Below are 15,313 nucleotides of genomic sequence, written 5' to 3'. Positions count from 1 at the left end.
GATCATCATGGACAAAAAAGATAATTTCCTTAAGATTAAGCATCTATATAGCAGGGCTGGGTTTGGGATTTCTTATACTGAACTGGAGAAACTCAGCAAAAAGAACAGCTCCAGAGCACTGGAAAACTTCTTTCCAAAAGAGCGCAAGCCTCAGGATCTTGATACAGTAAGTACTGAAGATTCCAGATCGCAAATGATGATGCAGGCAGCCCTGGGCGCCAAGAAAGATCTTACTCCTGAAGAAAAGGAACAGCGTAAAAACATCACCAGGCTGCAGAATGAACGGAGTCGCGACCTTAATATCGCCTGGCTTCAGCGCATGATGACTACTGAAGACCCTTTTCTGGAGAAAATGACCCTCTTTTGGCATGGGCATTTCGCCTGCCGGTCTAACGATCCTTATTATGCCCAACAACTCAATAATATACAGCGTACAAATGCTTTAGGCGACTTCAAAACACTGTTAGTGGAGGTATCCAAATCGCCGGCCATGCTGCAATACCTCAACAACCAGCAGAACCGTAAAAACCACCCTAACGAGAACTTCGCCAGGGAGCTTATGGAACTTTTTACCATTGGTCGTGGCAACTATACCGAACAGGATATCAAAGAGTCTGCACGTGCATTCACGGGCTGGACATATACTAAAGAAGGTGCCTTTGAATTCAAACCCGCTATTCATGATAGCGCTGACAAAACATTTTTTGGTAAAACCGGCAACTTTGACGGGGAAGCGATCATTGATATGATCCTTGCAAATCCAAAAACCGCAACTTTCCTTTCTCGTAAGCTATATGCCTTTTTTGTTAATGATGTGCCCAACGACACACATATTGCTGAACTGGCAACTTACATGTATCAAAAGCAATATCATATTGGCACAGTAATGCAGAAGATGTTTTCTTCGGATTGGTTTTACGCACCTGAAAATATCGGCAATAAAATTAAATCTCCAGTAGAATTCATTGTAGGTCTAAGTCGAGAATTTTATGTTACCTACAATCGCCCACAGGTTCTGATCCAATTGCAGAGCAGCCTCGGACAGTATTTGTTCAATCCACCAAATGTTGCCGGCTGGCCTGGTGGCAGAAGCTGGATAGATAGCTCGTCTTTAATGCTGCGCATGAAGATCCCCTCCTTGGTACTTAATGGTGGTGTGATCGATTTCTCAGGGAAGGCAGACCCTGAAGATGAAGCGCTGATTGCTTTGAATAAGAAACCCAAAGCTCCTGTTCCCGCACGCTCTTATGTTAATGCACAGGCAGATTGGGATAAGTTCCTGACCGAATTCCCAAAAACACTTACACCAACAGAACTTGCAGCATATCTGCTCCAACCGCAGCTTAATGCCAAGTTTGCCCCGATGGTAAGCAACAGCCAGAGCCTTAAGCATGCCGCAATAGAAATTACGAGCATGCCAGAATATCAACTTTGCTAATCCCTAACAAGCACGTTATGAAAAGGAGAGATTTTTTAAGAAACAGCATATTTACCGCAGCAGGAGCTACCATCGTTCCAGCATTTCTAAAACCATTGGAAGCTATGGCACTGGATGAACTTAGCCTCTACAAAAACCTTGTGGTGATTCAACTATCCGGGGGTAACGATGGATTAAATACCGTGGTGCCTTTTGGCAGCGACTTATACTATCAAAAACGCAAATCTATTGCAATCAAACCGGAAGATGTGATCAAGCTGAACGACATGCAAGGCTTGAACCCAAATATGGCAGCCCTACGCGAGATCTATGATCAGGGATGGATGTCGGTCATCAACGATGTAGGCTACCCGAATCCAGATAGATCTCACTTCAGGTCAATGGACATCTGGCAGTCGGCAAGCGATTCCAATCAGTTTCTATCTACAGGCTGGATTGGCCGCTACCTGGATTCAAATTGCCAGACCTGTAAATTCCCATATACCGCTATAGAGGTAGACGATAGTCTCTCCCTAGCTATGAAAGGCGGTACAAAAAAAGGTATCGCACTTAAAGATCCCGCTACTTTGTTCAAAAACACCAATGAAGCCTTCTTTAAAGAAATGATCAACAGTCAAAAGGAACACCTCGATGAAGATAATCTGGGCTACCTGTACAAAACCATGATAGAGACTTCTTCTTCGGCAAGCTATATCCAGAATACTTCTAAAATTTACGAGCAGAAATTTACTTATCCTGCAACAGGATTTGCTAATCAGCTTAAAACGGTCTCTAAATTCATTTCATCGGGTTTAAAAACCAGAGTTTATTATGTGTCTATGAGTGGTTTTGACACACATGTAAATCAAAATCAACAACAGGGAAATCTTTTGAAGCAATATTCGGAAGGAATCAGCGCCTTTTTAAAAGACCTGAAACAAAATAATAAGCTTGACGACACCCTGGTGATTACCTTCTCGGAGTTTGGCCGCAGGGTTGAGCAGAATGCCAGTAACGGCACAGACCACGGCACCGCCAATAACATGTTTATTTATGGCGGGCGACTAAAAAAAGCGGGAATCTTTAACAATGCTCCCGATTTGGCGAACCTGGACAATGGTGATTTGAAATATCAGGTGGATTTTAGGCAGGTATACGGTACCATTCTGGATAAATGGCTCGATGTAAACAACGCAGATATCCTAAATAAGCGTTTTAATACCTTAGATTTTATTTAACAGACATGGGGATCAGTCCGATCTTTTTGGAATGTGCAATAGCCTCCGCGCTGTCGGTAAAAAGACAGGTAGCAATGCCCTTTTCTGCAGCATCTGCCAGCAGGGCAAGTGTGTGATTTTTATTGGCTGCTACCACATTTCGGATATAGATCGCCGCTACGCGGCCAGGATACTTGGCCGCTATCTTAGTATAAATTACAGGATCCTGTTGGGAGTTATCACCAAAAAACACAAACTGCTGATTGGGGAACACATCGATAATGCGCATTACTCGAATCAACTTACCCTCGTGACCCGTTTTACCTGTCTTGATCAAATTCGTCCAAAGCTTGATCTGGTTTAACAAAAATGCACCTTCCGGTAATCCATTAAACCGAAATGTTTCTTTCAGATAATCGTACAGGTTCCACTCTGAGCTTGACACGTAGAAGAATGGGTTGGGCTGATCTGATGTGGTATGCGATAAAGCCAAGAGCTTATAATGCAATTGTACATCAGCAAAAGTCTTACGTGTTCTCGGGTTCTTAATAAATAGTTCGCGCAGTCTCCGCCCAATTGTTGCAGAGTGTGATACCATGATGGTATCGTCAACATCAGATATAATCCCATATTGGGTAATATGTGGCACGTAGACCTTTCCATTGCATTCTGATAGTACCAGCCCTTGCTCGTCCAAAGCCTCCACGCGCACCTCATGCCATCCTGCTGGCACATTCTCAGTGGCCTCCCATTCAAACTTAAAAAAGCCGTCGTACGCAGTGCACTGCTCAATCAATTGACCATAGAAATGTAACCGCACAGCAACAAATGGATAGGGCTTTAGGATAAAAAGCCTGAGCAGATAGAGTATGTTTACAAACAAATTGTTACTGTAAGCCTGCTCAGCTGAAGCCTTATGCTTGAACACATGCCCGTAAACAACCATGTTGTGCGTATGCCCGTAACCATGGTAAACTTTTACGCTAACAGAATTCTTCATATAATTGAAACAGACTAGACTAAGAGTTGTTTCAGATCATATACATAATCCTGCATGGAAACCCCAAAAACCTTGAAATTGCTTTTCATCATTAATCCGGGTTCGGGTGCCAAAGACTTCAACTTTAAAGACTACATAACCAACTACTTTGAAGACAAAGAACATGAGGTTTATTATTACAACCTTCCTAAACAATGCAGCAAGGCCGACCTAACCAAAGCCATTAAAAACGCCGGTGCAGACCGCGTTGTTGCTGTTGGTGGTGACGGGACCTTGAAACTCGTTGCAGAGGCAATGCTACAAAGCGATACGCCGATCGGATTAATTCCCGCAGGCTCTGCCAATGGCATGGCCAGGGAGCTTGGTATTCCAGACGATCCCGACGAAGCACTCGATATCATCATTACCGGTAATCCAAAGAAAATTCATGCGGTAATCGTAAACGACGAATTGTGTATACACCTTGCCGATATCGGTTTCAATGCCTATATCATTAAGAAATTTGATGACCTACCACAGCGGGGCATGCTCGGCTATGCCAAAGCAGCATGGCAGGCACTATGGAAGCATCATAAGATGGAAGTGGAAATCCACACTGGCGATGAAACAGTTACTTCAGAGGCTGCCATGGTTGTTATCGCCAATGCCACAATGTATGGAACGGGCGTACAAATTAACCCAGACGGGAAACTGGATGATGACGTCTTTGAAGTAATCCTGATCAAGAAATATTCGATCATGGAAATCCTGAAGATCAAATTTACCAACCTGCCCTTCAACCCGGAAACTATCGAAATCTTTAAAACGAATAAGCTACAAATCAAAAGCAAGCATAAGGCCCATTTCCAGGTAGATGGAGAATATCAGGGCAAAGTAAACAGTATCGAGGCTAAACTGGTTCCTGAGGCGATCCAGATGATCGTTTCGGCCGGATAAAAAGCTTATAAGACAAAATGGTATAATACAGCCTGAAAAACTCTGCAACGACACATATCCGAAACAACCAGCTGAAAAACTCAGGCCCGGTGTTCAGCCATTCGGGCAGTAACGTGATAAATCCAATAGAAAAAACCAGCAAGAACAGCCTGAAAGGAAATTGGATATAATAAACAATCATCCCATATTTCTTAAATTGAAACTGACCGGCTGCAGAGGCCAACAGAGACAAATATATCAGAAAGGTGAGGCTTACCTTCACAATCGAAAAGGTATCTGTTTTGAGGTCTGAAAAGAGCGTGAGTATAGTCCAGATCTGCGCAGACATAAATAGAAAGCAGATCAGATCCAGTAAAGCAAATAAGCGGAATGTCAACTTCATATTAATCCCTATTTACATCTGTTGAATTAAATGTATGCTGTAATACCAGGTTGGGATCTGCACCGTTGTATAACCAGGTTGCCTTCTGCGAAAACTGACAAACACCGGGATAATCTCCAGTCCTGCCCTGTAAATCAAAAATCAGCTGGAAATGCAAATGAGGTGGCCAGTTACCATTCTCTGCAGGTGCACCAAAAACAGCAAAAGCTGTTCCTCCCGCAATTGCCTTGCCTACGGATAAACCGTCTAAAGAAGCCAAACTTAAATGTCCGTACAGCCCATAAACCACCAGCTCATCCATTTGGTATTTCAGGATAATCGTTCCTCCGTAATCGCCAAAATGGTCATTATTCTTAAAGCTGTGCACTTCGGCATCCATAAAGTTATAGACCGGGTTGCCCGCAGGTCCCCAGATATCTACTCCTAAATGTAAGCGGCGGGGCTCAAGATCGGTGTCGAAATGCGTACTCCTCGAATAAATCGTGCGGTGTTCATCGTAGCCGCCGATACCGTATCGACAACCACTATCTGCTAACTTTGCCGAAACCCAGTCGCCAAACGTTTCCGTACTGCTCAGGATTTGCATATTCAACTCGATATTATTGCTGGTAAAGTCCAACGGACATAACCGATCTGTAGTCGAATCAAAATCAACTACAGGGTAGATCCTATGCGTTGGATCAGCTAGGTATTTCTCAAACTGCTTTTGCCTCGTCATCATGATCCGGGCTGCCTACATCTTCAGAGAGCTCATCGTCTTTACGCTCACGCGAGATTTTATCAAAGATCTTATCCATGTGCTCCACATACTCATTTGTATCATCCAAAAAGAATGTCAATGTAGGGACTACCCTGGCCTGATGGCGGATTCTTGATCCAAGCTTATACCTGATTTCTCCGGCATGTGCATTTACCGTATTTACCGATAGCGTAGTGTTACTGGTATTTAAAAAGCTCAAATATACCTTAGCAACAGCTAAATCAGGAGATACGCGCACTTTGGTGATTGTTACCAGGGTATTCGGCAGATAAGCTGCCCCTTCCTTCTGGAAAACAGCTGCTAATTCTTCCTGAAGAAGTCCTGCAAATTTCTGTTGACGTTTACTTTCCATATATCTAATGCTAATTAATACAACAACTGATCGTAAGGGTAACGCACCGTATGCTGGGCTTTTACCTTATCATATAACAATTGTTTAAACTCTTCTAAATTCTCTTTTTTCGTTGCCGAGATAAACAGGGATGGCGTATTGTGCAGGCCCATCCAGCTCCGCTTAAACTCGTCTAGTGTCAACCCACGGGGCTCTTCCTCATTAAACTCATCGATCTCCGGAGTTACATAGGCATCAATTTTATTGAATACCATGATCATCTCCTTATCGCGGGCACCGAGTTCTTTCAATGTCTCATTAACTACGTTGATCTGATCCTCAAAGCTGCTATGCGATACGTCGACTACATGGATCAGGATATCTGCTTCACGTACTTCATCTAAGGTTGATTTAAAGCATTCTACCAGATGATGTGGCAGCTTACGGATAAAACCTACTGTATCTGACAGTAGAAAAGGGAGATTTTCAATCACCACCTTACGCACTGTAGTATCCAGCGTTGCGAAAAGCTTGTTCTCCGCAAAAACCTCTGATTTCGACAGCATGTTCATGATGGTAGACTTACCTACGTTGGTATAGCCAACTAGCGCAACTCTGATCAGTTGTGCGCGGTTTTTACGCTGCGTTTCATTCTGTTTATCGATCAGTTGCAAACGCGATTTAAGCAAGGAGATTTTCTCCAGAATCATCCTTCTATCACTCTCAATCTGTGTCTCACCCGGACCACGCATACCTATACCACCCTTCTGGCGTTCAAGGTGGGTCCATAGGCGTGTTAGGCGCGGCAGCAGATACTGCAGCTGCGCCAGCTCAACCTGCGTTTTAGCCTGGGCTGTTTGCGCACGACCAGCAAATATATCCAGGATCAGGTTACTGCGATCCAGCACCTTTACCTGCAATTCTCTTTCAATATTTCTTAACTGTGATGGAGACAGCTCGTCGTCAAAAACGACCATATCTATCTCCTCGGCCTGTACATAGGCCCTGATTTCCTCCAGTTTACCTGTACCCACAAATGTAGATCGGTCTGGCTTTTCCATCTTTTGCGTAAAAACATTGGCAACAACACCGCCGGCAGTATCTACAAGAAAAGCAAGCTCGTCCAGATATTCCTTAGTTTCCTCCGGTTTTTCTCCCTGACGAATTACACCAACCAGAACAGCGCGTTCAGGCTTAAGTGCAGTATCATAATATTTTTGTTTTCCCATTAATAGTACAAAGATACAAAAGTTATACCGAGATCAGTTCACTGACAAACTGCCGCATGGCAGCAGCAGGATCTGTAGTCTTCATAAAGTTCTCGCCGATCAGAAATCCCTGAAATCCTGCCGCCCTCAATTCCTTAATGGTTAAAGGATTGCTGATGGCGCTCTCAGAGATCTTTAGAAAGTCGGCAGGAATCTCTTCTACCAGATCAAAGGAGGTTTGAATATCTACCGTAAAATCTGCCAGATTTCTATTATTGACCCCTATTGCATCAAGATCGGGATGAATGCTGCGCTGCAGCTCCTCCCTGTTGTGGACTTCAAGCAATACATTCAGGCCAAGGCTCTTTGCAAAACCCGCCATATCTGCAATTTCAGCTGGCTTAAGGATTGCCGCAATCAACAACACAATATCTGCCCCGGCCGCCTTGGCCTCCAGCAACTGATACCTGTCGATCATAAAGTCCTTCCGCAGAATAGGAATTTGGTTATGTGCCCGTGCCCGCAACAGGTCTTCTTCGTGTCCGCCAAAAAAATCAGTATCAGTAAGCACCGACAAGGCCGAAGCTCCTGCTGCTGCATAACCGCCGGTAACATCTTCTACAGTCGACTCACCATTAATTAATCCCTTTGACGGGGAGCGCCGTTTAAATTCAGCAATGATCCCAGTACGTGCAGGATCCAATAAAAAATCTCTAAATACATAGGGAGTTCTGTCAAATGCTGCTGCCGACTCCAATGCCTTTACCGTTACCTGAGATTTGGCAAAGGCAATTTCTGTTTTTTTCTTTAGAACAATTTGATCCAGTATATTCATCTTAAGCCTCCAACCAGTTTTTCATCATTTGTTTACCATGTGCCGTAAGCACACTTTCCGGGTGAAACTGCACCCCACGCACATCAAGTGTCTTATGCCTCAATGCCATAATCTGCTGATCTGCATCAGTAGCAGTAACCTGCAACACCTCAGGCAAGCCAGCTTCATTTACTACCCAGGAATGATAGCGACCAACATCAAAGGTAGCAGGGCAATCCTTAAATAATAGCTCGTCACTATCCAATACATTGATCGGCGTAGCGATGCCGTGCATTGGGCGCCCAAGGTTTAGCAGCGTACCACCAAAAGCTTCGGCAATGGCCTGCTGCCCAAGACATACACCAAAGATACTTTTTGTTGCCGCATATTTTTTAATCACCTCCAGCAGCAAGCCCGCCTCTTCTGGAATTCCAGGGCCTGGCGACAGCAGTATCTGATCAAACTGATCAACATCTTCAAGTTCAAATTTATCATTCCTCCATACTTCAGCCTCGCGCCCCACCTCATTGATCAGGTGGACAAGGTTGTAAGTAAATGAATCGTAGTTATCTATAACCAATACTTTCTTTTGCATTTCTATAAGCTTAAATATCTTTAGCCATCACAATGGCTTTACGCAGGGCCGCAATTTTGTTATTTACTTCATTGAGTTCGTTCTCTGCCACCGAGTCGGCAACAATGCCGGCTCCCGCCCGGTAGTGCAGCTGGTTGTTCTTACTCATAAAGGTTCTGATCATGATGGCATGGTTAAACTCATCGTTAAATCCCATATAGCCAATTGCACCGGCATAAAAGTTACGGCCAAGGCCTTCATATTGGTCAATCAGCTGCATTGCCTTATATTTTGGCGCCCCGCTTAACGTTCCTGCGGGGTAGGTATCCGCAACAACATGTATCGCTGAAGCTCCGGGTTGCAGGTTGCCACTTACCTTAGATACCAGATGGATCAGGTGCGAGTAGTACTGTACCTCCTTAAACGACTTCACTTCTACCTGCCGGCAGTGCCTGCTCAGGTCGTTACGCGCAAGGTCTACCAACATCACATGCTCAGCACTTTCCTTAGGGTCCATTTCCAGCTTCCGCGCAAGCTCCGCATCCTCCTCATCATTCCCTGTGCGCTTGAATGTACCCGCAATCGGGTAAATATTGACCACCTTATTTTGTATGGTAATCTGTGCCTCCGGCGATGAGCCGAAAAGCTTAAAGTTTCCGTAATCAAAATAAAACAGGTAAGGTGATGGGTTGATAGAGCGCAAGCATCGGTATACGTTAAACTCATCCCCGGTAAAGCCCTGATTGTACGCCCTTGAAGGAACTATCTGAAAAACATCTCCGCGCAGGATATGCTTCTTCATCTGCTCAACAATATCCTTAAATCCAGTATCCGTAAGGTTAGATTGCTCTTCCCCCTGCGTGTCGAAGCTATATTCCGGAAAGTTTTTGTTCTGGATGATGTATTCTATGCGTGCCAGATCCTCATCAGCAGTCCCGTCGAAGTTATTTTTGAATAAAGTGACTTCATTCCTGAAGTGATCTACTGCGATGATATACCTGTAAATATGGTATTGCATTACTGGGATCTTTTCATCCTCAGGGGTTACAGCGGTAAACTTGATGTCTTCAAAATGCTGCACTGCATTCCAGGTGAAGTAACCGAACAAGCCGTTGGAGATATATCTTTTATCGGGTAATGTATCCGTTTCAAATGCCGACTTAAACAGGGCAATTTCTTCGGTAAGCGTAAATTCATTTTTTTCAGCGGTGCTGCCGTCAGGAAAGTAAGTGCTTAGCACACCATCTTTTAACAAAATCCCTGCAACAGGATCAGCGCAGACGTAACTTACGGCGTTCTCGCGACTATGGTAGTCGGAGCTTTCCAGTAAAATTGTATTCGGAAAAACATCCCGCAGTCGCAAATAAATGCTTACCGGCGTTGCGGTATCTGCAAGCCGCTTTTTAAAGGATGTCTTAATCTTATATTTCTTCATGGTAACTGTTAAATAATCTGCTGTAAAAACAAAAAAACCCGACGTGTTGTACGTCGGGTTATAATGTGGTTTTGGTTTAGGTTGATAAACTATAAGGTACACAAAGCTTCGACGGAACTCTTTTCAGAAAACCCGCGCCATTGCCATGTATGTATATTGTTGATCATGAGCAACAAAAATATAAATAAATCTGATGATGCAAAATTAATTCTTAAAAATTTATGAAAGCCCCATGTACGTACGACTAGGATCAGCCTTAACCATGGTGAAGATAGCCACAATGATGATAATCAATGCCAGGGTAAAATACAAGGCAATAGTACGGTGTTTCATCAGCGCGCTATCCACCTTTTTAGAGCGGGCATTTCCTACAGTGATCAGGATAATAGCGAAAATCATCATACTGATATGCTCCATTTTCCAGTAACGGCCCATAGCAACAGCAGATGAAACGTTATACCACCCATTTATAAAATACGCAGCCAAACCTAATACCAGCTGAATGTGTGCACTGATCAGCGTGAAAACATTCAGCTTCCTGCTGCCTTCGGTATACGGTTTTTTACCGAAGTAACCAGAGAGCGCATTAAATATAGCGCCCAATAACATGATCAATACTACATAGCGCCATCCGGAATGCGCACTTTTAACGATTTCTCCTAGATTCATAGAATTTTTATTTAAACATACTTAATCACATACTTATAATTTACAAAGTCGCAGCACATAACACAGTTTATACTCATTTTAAACAGTTAATCGAGTTTAAATTGCGATAAAGCCATCATTTTCAGTAAAAAACATGATATAAACGCAAAGATCCGGAATTTTATAATAGATTTAAGCACTAAACTAAATTTTATGAAGAAAATTCTACTGACGCTTGCGTTGGCATTTTCTGCTACATGTTTATTTGCACAACAAACATATCCTGTAAATGGTTCGTATGACAACCGGCCCGGACAGTTTGCTTTTGTAAATGCAACCATTGTGGTAAGTGCCAACCAGACCATTAGCAATGGAACATTGCTAATTAAAGGTCAAACTATTCAATCTGTAGGTGCCGGCACCGCAGTACCTAAAGGCTATGTCGTAATAGACCTGAAAGGAAAATTCATTTACCCTTCGCTAATAGACCCTTTTACTACCTACGGATTGCCTGAGGCGACACGCGGTGGTGCTGGTGGTGGCTTTGGTGGAGGTGGCGGCGGTCGCCAGTCGATCTTCGTATCAACAAAAAAAGGGGCTTATAACTGGAATGAAGCCATCCGCCCTGAAACGGAAGTTAAAGGTATGATCGCTAACGACAGCAAGAAAGCTGACGACATGCGTAAAGCAGGTTTTGGTAGTGTTAACGTTGTAAACAGAGATGGTATTGCCCGCGGAACTTCCGCAGCAGTTACGCTGAGCGACGAGCCTGAAAACAACAACATGCTGAGCGCACAAACAGCAGCCAACTATTCTTTCAGTAAAGGGACTTCTTCAAACGACTACCCTACATCATTGATGGGATCCATCGCTCTACTGCGTCAAACCTATTACGATGCACAATGGTATGGCAAACAAAAAGAAGAGTACAACATCTCTTTGGAAGAGTTCAACAAACAACAAAATTTGTCGCAGATCTTCGAAGTAGATGGATGGCAGAATATCCTGCGTGCCGACAAAATCGGCAAGGAATTCTCTAAAAAATACATCTTCAAAACTACTGGTGACGAATATCAGCGTATTCCTGAGGTTAAGGCTACAGGTGCCAGCCTGATCATCCCGATTTCCTTTGTTAAGGCTTTCGACGTAGAAGATCCTGCTGAAGCAAGAAGTGTGTCATTAACACAAATGAAAGGCTGGGAACTTGCACCAACAAACCCTGCAGCACTTGAAAAAGCTGGAATCAACTTTGCAATCACCACCACGGGATTGGATAATATCAGAGATTTCTGGACCAATATCCGCACTGCAATCGACAATGGTCTTACAGAAAAACAAGCTTTGTTATCTGTAACTGAAGTTCCTGCCCGTTTAGTCGGTATATCTGACAAAGTAGGCACCCTGGAAAAAGGCAAACTGGCCAACTTCCTTATTACTTCTGACAACCTGTTCAAAAACGGAAATATCGTATTCGAAAACTGGGTACAGGGTAAACGTTTTGTAGTTAATAAAATCAACACGACCGACCTGAGAGGTGTTTATGCCTTAAATGTAGATGGTATCGGCGCATTAACCTTAAAGATTACTGGTACCGGTGGCGGAAGTGCTGCAGCGATTGAAAGATCAGGACCAGACAGCACAAAGGTAACAGCAACATTTACACGCAGTGGAGATTGGTTGAGCATCAACTTTAACCTTAGAAAAAACCCTAAAGGAGATGTTCGTTTAAGTGGATATGTAACTTCAGCAAGTCCGCTTACCTTCAAAGGTGAGTCTGCTTTGTCTGATGGTACGGAAGGTCACTGGACCGCTTCATTTAAGGAGGCAGGTAAAGAAATGCCTAGAAGAGAAGAGCCTAAACCAGCACTTGCTACACTGGGCACTTTAATCTATCCTTTCACAGCATTTGGTACTGCTGCAGCTCCCGTTCAGGAATCTGTATTACTTAAAAATGCTACCGTTTGGACCAATGAAAAAGAAGGTATCCTGCAAAATGCAGACGTACTGCTGGAAGGCGGAAAAATTAAAGCTGTAGGTAAAGGTTTATCCGCAGGAAACGCCAAAGTAATAGATGCTACAGGCAAACACATTACTGCAGGTATCGTTGATGAGCACTCACACATCGCTATCGCTGGTGGTGTAAACGAAGGCGCACAGTCTTCATCTGCCGAAGTACGTATCGCTGATGTTGTTAACGGAGAAGATGTAAACATTTACCGCCAGCTGGCAGGTGGAGTAACTACCTCGCACTTATTACATGGGTCGGCAAATCCGATTGGCGGACAAAGCCAGTTGATTAAATTGCGCTGGGGTAAATCTGCTGAAGAACTTAAATTTGGTGGCAACGATGGTTTCATCAAGTTTGCACTCGGAGAAAATGTTAAGCAAAGTAACTTCGGTTCTGGTGCACGTTTCCCAGTAACACGTATGGGTGTTGAGCAAAGTTATATCGATGAGTTTACCCGCGCTAAAGAATACCAGGCCGGCATGGCTGTTAAAGGTAACAACGTAAGAAGAGACCTGGAACTTGATGCTATCGTAGAAATCCTAAACAACAAACGTTTCATCACTTGTCACTCTTACGTTCAATCTGAAATCAACATGCTAATCCATGCTGCAGACAGCATGGGCTTTAAGATCAACACCTTTACACACATTCTGGAAGGCTATAAAGTAGCAGACAAAATGAAAGCTCATGGGATCGCCGGATCTACATTTGCAGATTGGTGGGCTTACAAAATGGAGGTTCAGGAAGCTATTCCTTACAATGGTGCAATCATGCACAACGTAGGCATCACTACCGCCTTTAACTCTGATGATGCGGAGATGGCCAGAAGATTAAACCAGGAAGCTGGTAAATCAGTCTTATATGGTGGCGTTCCTGAAGAGGAAGCATTGAAACTGGTAACGTTAAACCCAGCAAAAATGCTGCACATTGATAACCGTGTTGGTAGCATCAAAGCAGGTAAAGATGCAGATGTTGTAATCTGGTCAGCAAACCCATTGTCTATCTATGCTAAGGCAGAGAAAACATTTGTAGATGGTATCCCCTACTGGGATCTTGATCAGGACGTGATCGTTAGAAAAGCACAACAAGGCGAACGCGCAAGGTTGATCCAGAAAATGCTGGATAGCAAAAGCAGAGGAGCAAGAACACAGAGACCTGTATTTGAAGCACCACGCCTATATGCTTGCGAAACATTGGAAGACTATTCCGCAGAACTTACCGAATTAGAAAGGAGTCACTCCCATGAATAAGTATTTATTAACACTTGCGCTAAGCACGCTCAGCGCAGTAACTTTTGCTCAGGCTACCATTTCACCAGCCAAGAAGCAAACGCAAACTATCGCTATTACTGGAGCTACCATCCACGTAGGTAACGGTACAGTAATAGAAAACGGAACGATCGTGTTCAGCAATGGGAAAATCGTTAGCGTAACGGCCGCAGGGGCTGTACCTCAAGGTGGTGCTATGGAGATCAAGGCAGCAGGCAAGCATGTTTACCCAGGCTTTATCGCTCCGGTAACCAACCTTGGTCTTGCCGAGTTTGAATCTGTAAAAGCAACCCTCGATTTCCAGGAAATTGGAAACATGAACCCGCACATCAGATCACTCATCGCTTACAATACAGATTCAAAAGTACCTGCAACATTACGTAGCAATGGTATCCTGATGGCACAGATTACCCCTGAAGGTGGTACTATTTCAGGCAGCTCATCTGTAGTACAATTAGACGCCTGGAACTGGGAAGATGCAGTAATCCGTACTGACGACGCACAGCACATCAACTGGCCCGTATTACCTCGTTTCAGAGGTGGATTTGGTGGTGGCCGCGGTGGAATGGGAGCTTTCAATCCTGAAGCCCTGCAAGAACGCCGTAATGCTGCTATCGCAGACCTTGATGCTTTCTTTGCAGAAGCTAAGGCTTATTCAGAAGCAAAACCGGATGTAGTCAACACCAGGCTTGCAGCGATGAAGCACATCTTTGATGGCTCTGAAAAGGTATTCATTACCGCCAATAGCCAGAAAGACATCGTTGCCGCAGTAAACTTTGCCAAGAAATATGGAATCACTCCTGTAATTGTTGGTGGCGAAGAAGCCTATCTGGTTACTGATTTCCTAAAAGAAAACAACATTTCAGTAGTTATTAAACAACCGCATTCTTTGCCGTCATCACTGGATGATGATGTGAATATGCCTTACAAAAATGGCGCAATATTGGCCAATGCTGGCGTAAATGTTGTCGTAAGTATCGAAGGATACTGGCAACAACGTAACCTGCCTTTCATGGCTGGTACTGTTTCTGCTTGGGGGCTTGACAAAGAAAAAGCTTTGTCTACCATCACACTGAATACCGCAAAAGTTTTAGGCGTCGATAAAACTACAGGCAGTTTGGAAGCCGGAAAAGATGCTACCCTATTTATTTCAGTAGGCGATGCACTTGATATGAAAACCAATAATGTGGAAAAGGCATTTATTCAGGGAAGAGATATCAACCTGGATAACCTGCACAAACAACTGGACAGAAAATTCAGCGAAAAATATGGATTGAAAGTTAAGTAAATAAAAAGAGCGACCCTATCCGGGGTC

The 15,313-nt window shown here is 43.8% G+C and carries 14 protein-coding genes; 5 read left to right on the top strand and 9 right to left on the bottom strand.

The window, feature by feature from the left end:
• The first annotated feature begins 7 nt into the window (after positions 1-7).
• A complete protein-coding gene (locus tag CLV32_RS18310; RefSeq protein WP_243732353.1) occupies positions 8-1,438 on the top strand; it encodes a DUF1800 domain-containing protein in 1,431 nt (476 codons plus the stop codon).
• Between the two features lie 17 nt (positions 1,439-1,455).
• Positions 1,456-2,655 carry a DUF1501 domain-containing protein gene (locus CLV32_RS18305; RefSeq protein ID WP_133558249.1) on the top strand — a complete coding sequence of 400 codons (1,200 nt, stop codon included), beginning with the start codon at positions 1,456-1,458 and terminating at the stop codon, positions 2,653-2,655.
• Here the strand turns inward: CLV32_RS18305 and CLV32_RS18300 are convergent.
• The gene (locus CLV32_RS18300; protein WP_133558248.1) at positions 2,648-3,634 is read right to left on the bottom strand and encodes an App1 family protein; all 987 of its coding nucleotides are present in this window, start codon (positions 3,632-3,634) and stop codon (positions 2,648-2,650) included. The two genes, CLV32_RS18305 and CLV32_RS18300, sit on opposite strands and share 8 nt — an antisense overlap.
• A gap of 54 nt (positions 3,635-3,688) precedes the next feature.
• On the opposite strand from CLV32_RS18300, the gene CLV32_RS18295 reads away from it, so the two are divergent.
• Positions 3,689-4,570: a diacylglycerol/lipid kinase family protein gene (locus tag CLV32_RS18295; RefSeq protein WP_133558247.1), complete on the top strand. Its 882-nt coding sequence runs from the start codon at positions 3,689-3,691 to the stop codon at positions 4,568-4,570.
• Here CLV32_RS18295 and CLV32_RS18290 read toward each other — a convergent pair.
• From CLV32_RS18290 to CLV32_RS18255, 8 genes are all read right to left on the bottom strand, one after another.
• Positions 4,524-4,952: a hypothetical protein gene (locus CLV32_RS18290; protein WP_133558246.1), complete on the bottom strand. Its 429-nt coding sequence runs from the start codon at positions 4,950-4,952 to the stop codon at positions 4,524-4,526. The two genes, CLV32_RS18295 and CLV32_RS18290, sit on opposite strands and share 47 nt — an antisense overlap.
• Position 4,953: 1 nt before the next feature.
• The gene (locus CLV32_RS18285; RefSeq protein WP_243732352.1) at positions 4,954-5,673 is read right to left on the bottom strand and encodes a peptidoglycan DD-metalloendopeptidase family protein; all 720 of its coding nucleotides are present in this window, start codon (positions 5,671-5,673) and stop codon (positions 4,954-4,956) included.
• On the bottom strand, positions 5,648-6,064 hold the full coding sequence (rbfA, locus tag CLV32_RS18280; RefSeq protein ID WP_133558245.1) for a 30S ribosome-binding factor RbfA: 417 nt from the start codon (positions 6,062-6,064) through the stop codon (positions 5,648-5,650). The genes CLV32_RS18285 and rbfA overlap by 26 nt, the downstream gene beginning before the upstream one ends.
• Positions 6,065-6,078: 14 nt before the next feature.
• Positions 6,079-7,272, bottom strand: a complete 1,194-nt coding sequence (gene hflX / locus CLV32_RS18275) for a GTPase HflX (protein WP_133558244.1) — start codon at positions 7,270-7,272, stop codon at positions 6,079-6,081.
• A gap of 22 nt (positions 7,273-7,294) precedes the next feature.
• Complete coding sequence (gene trpC, locus CLV32_RS18270) at positions 7,295-8,086, bottom strand: indole-3-glycerol phosphate synthase TrpC (protein ID WP_133558242.1); 792 nt, start codon at positions 8,084-8,086, stop codon at positions 7,295-7,297.
• A 1-nt stretch (position 8,087) separates the two neighbouring features.
• Positions 8,088-8,660: an anthranilate synthase component II gene (locus CLV32_RS18265; protein ID WP_133558240.1), complete on the bottom strand. Its 573-nt coding sequence runs from the start codon at positions 8,658-8,660 to the stop codon at positions 8,088-8,090.
• Positions 8,661-8,670: 10 nt separating this feature from the next.
• Positions 8,671-10,074 (bottom strand): anthranilate synthase component I family protein, encoded by a 1,404-nt coding sequence (locus tag CLV32_RS18260; protein WP_133558238.1) that lies wholly within the window; start codon positions 10,072-10,074, stop codon positions 8,671-8,673.
• A 219-nt stretch (positions 10,075-10,293) separates the two neighbouring features.
• On the bottom strand, positions 10,294-10,743 hold the full coding sequence (locus CLV32_RS18255; RefSeq protein WP_133558237.1) for a cytochrome B: 450 nt from the start codon (positions 10,741-10,743) through the stop codon (positions 10,294-10,296).
• Between the two features lie 192 nt (positions 10,744-10,935).
• On the opposite strand from CLV32_RS18255, the gene CLV32_RS18250 reads away from it, so the two are divergent.
• Together CLV32_RS18250 and CLV32_RS18245 are read left to right on the top strand one after the other, a co-directional pair.
• Complete coding sequence (locus tag CLV32_RS18250; RefSeq protein ID WP_133558235.1) at positions 10,936-13,980, top strand: amidohydrolase family protein; 3,045 nt, start codon at positions 10,936-10,938, stop codon at positions 13,978-13,980.
• A complete protein-coding gene (locus CLV32_RS18245; protein ID WP_133558233.1) occupies positions 13,973-15,286 on the top strand; it encodes an amidohydrolase family protein in 1,314 nt (437 codons plus the stop codon). The genes CLV32_RS18250 and CLV32_RS18245 overlap by 8 nt, the downstream gene beginning before the upstream one ends.
• Positions 15,287-15,313: the final 27 nt, after the last annotated feature.

The organism is Pedobacter duraquae (genome assembly GCF_004362245.1).
In the GTDB taxonomy this organism is placed as follows: Bacteria; Bacteroidota; Bacteroidia; order Sphingobacteriales; family Sphingobacteriaceae; genus Pedobacter; species Pedobacter duraquae.
Note: the sequence above shows the minus strand (reverse complement) of the source record. Positions and strands in the feature narration are given on the sequence as shown.

Excerpts from the sequence above, each read along its gene's own strand:
- CLV32_RS18295 (WP_133558247.1), top strand. The coding sequence starts at position 3,689 with ATGGAAACCCCAAAAACCTTGAAATTGCTTTTCATCATTAATCCGGGT.
- CLV32_RS18285 (WP_243732352.1), bottom strand. The coding sequence starts at position 5,673 with ATGATGACGAGGCAAAAGCAGTTTGAGAAATACCTAGCTGATCCAACG.
- CLV32_RS18305 (WP_133558249.1), top strand. The coding sequence starts at position 1,456 with ATGAAAAGGAGAGATTTTTTAAGAAACAGCATATTTACCGCAGCAGGA.
- hflX (WP_133558244.1), bottom strand. The coding sequence starts at position 7,272 with ATGGGAAAACAAAAATATTATGATACTGCACTTAAGCCTGAACGCGCT.
- CLV32_RS18290 (WP_133558246.1), bottom strand. The coding sequence starts at position 4,952 with ATGAAGTTGACATTCCGCTTATTTGCTTTACTGGATCTGATCTGCTTT.
- CLV32_RS18265 (WP_133558240.1), bottom strand. The coding sequence starts at position 8,660 with ATGCAAAAGAAAGTATTGGTTATAGATAACTACGATTCATTTACTTAC.
- CLV32_RS18310 (WP_243732353.1), top strand. The coding sequence starts at position 8 with ATGGACAAAAAAGATAATTTCCTTAAGATTAAGCATCTATATAGCAGG.
- CLV32_RS18300 (WP_133558248.1), bottom strand. The coding sequence starts at position 3,634 with ATGAAGAATTCTGTTAGCGTAAAAGTTTACCATGGTTACGGGCATACG.
- trpC (WP_133558242.1), bottom strand. The coding sequence starts at position 8,086 with ATGAATATACTGGATCAAATTGTTCTAAAGAAAAAAACAGAAATTGCC.
- rbfA (WP_133558245.1), bottom strand. The coding sequence starts at position 6,064 with ATGGAAAGTAAACGTCAACAGAAATTTGCAGGACTTCTTCAGGAAGAA.
- CLV32_RS18245 (WP_133558233.1), top strand. The coding sequence starts at position 13,973 with ATGAATAAGTATTTATTAACACTTGCGCTAAGCACGCTCAGCGCAGTA.
- CLV32_RS18255 (WP_133558237.1), bottom strand. The coding sequence starts at position 10,743 with ATGAATCTAGGAGAAATCGTTAAAAGTGCGCATTCCGGATGGCGCTAT.
- CLV32_RS18250 (WP_133558235.1), top strand. The coding sequence starts at position 10,936 with ATGAAGAAAATTCTACTGACGCTTGCGTTGGCATTTTCTGCTACATGT.
- CLV32_RS18260 (WP_133558238.1), bottom strand. The coding sequence starts at position 10,074 with ATGAAGAAATATAAGATTAAGACATCCTTTAAAAAGCGGCTTGCAGAT.